This window comes from Kitasatospora sp. MBT66, assembly GCF_000710405.2.
In the GTDB taxonomy this organism is placed as follows: Bacteria; Actinomycetota; Actinomycetes; order Streptomycetales; family Streptomycetaceae; genus Kitasatospora; species Kitasatospora purpeofusca.
This window is the reverse complement of the sequence record NZ_JAIY01000006.1, coordinates 254,182-257,267: the sequence shown is the minus strand read 5'-3', so window position 1 is coordinate 257,267 and position 3,086 is coordinate 254,182. Positions and strand designations below refer to the sequence as shown.

Sequence of the window (3,086 nt, the reverse complement as noted above, 5' to 3'; positions counted from 1 at the left end):
ACGAGTTCGCTGACCAGGAGTTCGGCGTAGTCGGCGAGTGCGGACAGGCCCCAGTCGGCGAGGGTGCCGCGGGTGAAGCGGCGGGCCTTGCCGGGGAGGCGGCCGTCGCCGGTGAGCGGGAGGGTGGCGACCCGGTCGGCGGGCAGGGGCAGTACCCGGGCCATGATCATGGCGATGTCGTCGTCGCTGCCGCCGCTGACGAGGGCGGCGAGCACGGCGTCGCAGTTCTCCTCCAGGGTGCGGCCGGGGCCGGAGAGGGTGCGGGCGAGCAGGTCGATGCCTTCGTCGAGGTCCTGGCCGCGCCGTTCGACCAGGCCGTCGGTGTAGAGGGCGACCATGCCGCCTTCGGGGAGGACGAACCGGATCGATTCGAAGGCCACTCCGCCGACGCCGAGCGGTACGCCGGGCGGTGTCTCGATGCGGTGGGAGGTGCCGTCGGGGGCGACCCAGACGGGGGGCAGGTGGCCGGCGGAGGCGATCTGGAGGGTGCGTTCCAGCGGGTCGTAGACGGCGCAGATGCAGGTGGCGAACTGGCCTTCGCCGATGCCGGAGGCGGTCTCGTCCAGGCGGGTGAGGACCTGTTCGGGCGGCATGTCGAGGGTGGCCAGGGTGCGGGCGACGGTGCGCAGCTGTCCCATGGTGGCGGCGGCCCTGATGCCGTGTCCCATGACGTCGCCGACGACCAGAGCGACGCGGCCGCAGGAGAGCGGGACGACGTCGAACCAGTCGCCGCCGACCTCGCTGGTGACGCTGGAGGGCAGGTAGCGGTAGGCGATCTCGAGGCCGAGGGTGCGGTGGATCTCCTGGGGCAGCAGGCTGCGCTGGAGGGTGAGCGCGGTCTCGCGTTCGCGCCGGTAGAGGCGGGCGTTGTCGATGGCGAGGGCGGTGCGGGCGACGAGTTCCTCGGCGAGGGCGACGTCGGAGGCGGTGAACGGTTCGGGGTTGCGCATCCGGATGAATTCGGCGCCGCCGAGGACCATGCCGCGGGCGGTGACCGGGAGCATCAGGTAGGAGTGGATGCCGGCCGCGAGTCCGGGGGCGACGCGGTCGGGGCTGGCGACGAGGCCGCGGAGCACTTCTTCGTCGACGCGGGAGCGCAGCAGGGGGCGGCCGCTGCGCAGGCACTGGGTGTAGCTGCGTTCGGGGGCGTACTCGGAGACCTCGCCGACGGTGTCGACGGCGTGAACGAGCCCGGTTTCGTAGGATTCGCCGACGGCGACGGCGCGCAGTTGGACGCCGCGGTCCTCGGGGATGGGGGTGGGTTCGGCGCCGCGGAGTACGGTTTCGAGCAGGTCGACGGTGGCGAAGTCGGCGAATCTGGGGACGACGGCCTCGATCAGTTCCTCGGCGGTGCGCTGGAGGTCGAGGGTGGTGCCGATGCGGGCGGTGGCTTCGGCGATGGTGGCGAGGCGTTCCTGGGCGCGGGCGGCGCGGGCTTCGGCCTGGAAGCGTTCGGTGACGTCGATGATCGAGGAGCAGACGCCGAAGACGCGGCCGGTGGAGTCCTCGAGCCGGAAGTAGGAGGCGGACCAGGCGCGGTCGCGGCGGGGGTCGCCGGGGACGCGGCCGTGGGAGCGGGCGTCGACGACGGGTCGGCCGGTGGCGAGCACCTGCTTCATGATGTGTTCTATTTCGGCGCTGTTGATGCCGGGCAGGACGCTGCTGATGCGGCGGCCGAGGTGGGCGGCGACGGGTACGCCGTTCATCCGGGCCAGGGATTCGTTGAGCCGGACGTAGCGCAGTTCGGTGTCGTAGACGGCCATGCCGATCGGGGACTGGCCGAAGATGCCGTCGAGTACGGCGAGGTCGGCCTCGACGCGGTGGAGGGCGGCGGTGTCGGAGGCGGTGGCGAGCAGCAGCAGGGTGCCGCCGGGGCCGGCGATCGGGTAGGTGCGGAATTCGAGCTCGACGGTGCGGCCGTCGCGGTGGCGGACCGGGAAGACGCCGGTCCAGCCTTTTCCGCTCATGATCCGGGCGAAGAGTTCGAGGACTTCGGGGCGGTCGCTGTCGTCGGTGAGCAGCTGGGCGGCGTGGCTGCCGACGGCTTCGTCGGCGGTCCAGCCGAGCAGTGCCTCGGCGTCCTCACTCCAGTGCAGGATCAGTCCGTCGTCCTGGAGCAGGGCGGTGGCGAGGGGGACGAGGCGGTGGCCGTCCAGGCGTGCGGGGGCGGCGCCCGTTCGGGGGCCGGTGGCGTCGGCGTCGGTCGCGTCGGGCGCGTCCCACTCGTCTCTCCGCATGATCAGGCAGCACCCCGGTTCGGCTCGTGCCCGGCCGGGCGGCCCTCGTGGTCCGTGCGGCCGGGGTTCTTCTCCAGACTGCACGGACATCGACCGCCCGGCGACCCCTTGGTGAGGGTTACCGGTCGGGCAGGTGTACGGGCGTCATGGGCCTACCGGGCGCAGCGTACTCTCCAGAAGGCTCGCCCACTGCCGGATCACTCCGGATCGTCGGAGGCTGTCGTCGGTGAGCAGATTGGCGAGGCCGAGTCCGCGGGCGAGGTCGAGGGTGGCCTGGACGGTTTCGCGCACGCCGGGTCGGGTTTCGTCGGCGCCGAGGAACTCGACGGCGGCGCGGTGGGCCTCGCGTCCGACGTGTCCTTCGAGTCGGATGATCCGTTCGCGCAGGGGTTCCTCGGTGGCGGCGGCGACCCAGAGCTGGAGTGCGGCCCGGAAGAGCGGGCCGGTGTAGAGGCGGACGATCATGCCGACGACGGCTTCGGTGCGGGCGGGTCCGGCGGGCGGGAGGGTGTCGGCGTGGGCGCGGACGGCGGCGAGGCGTTCGGCGGTGACGTGTTCGACGGCCGCGGTGAAGAGGTCCTCCCGGGTGGGGAAGTGGTGCTGGGCGGCGCCGCGGGAGACGCCGGCCCGCTCGGCGACGACGGCGACGGTGGAGCCGTGCCAGCCGAGCTCGGCCAGGCAGTCGACCGCCGCCGCCAGCAGCCTGGCGCGGGTGGCGCGGCTGCGGTCCTGCTGGGGGGTGCGCGCGGCGGCGGGGTGGGTGGTCATCTGCGGCGGCGGTTCCTGTCCGTGCGGGGGCGGGCGGCTGGTCGATCCTCGCAGACGGCGGTCGGGGTGACGCGGGGTCCG

Annotated in this window: 2 protein-coding genes; both read right to left on the bottom strand. The window is 73.2% G+C overall.

Features of this window, described 5'->3' with window-relative positions:
* Positions 1 to 2,237, bottom strand: a 2,237-nt coding sequence (locus BI06_RS13685) for a SpoIIE family protein phosphatase (protein ID WP_082558556.1), incomplete at its 3' end; no start/stop codon positions are given.
* A gap of 144 nt (positions 2,238 to 2,381) precedes the next feature.
* A complete protein-coding gene (locus BI06_RS13680; RefSeq protein ID WP_030398584.1) occupies positions 2,382 to 3,005 on the bottom strand; it encodes a TetR/AcrR family transcriptional regulator in 624 nt (207 codons plus the stop codon).
* Positions 3,006 to 3,086 lie beyond the last annotated feature (81 nt).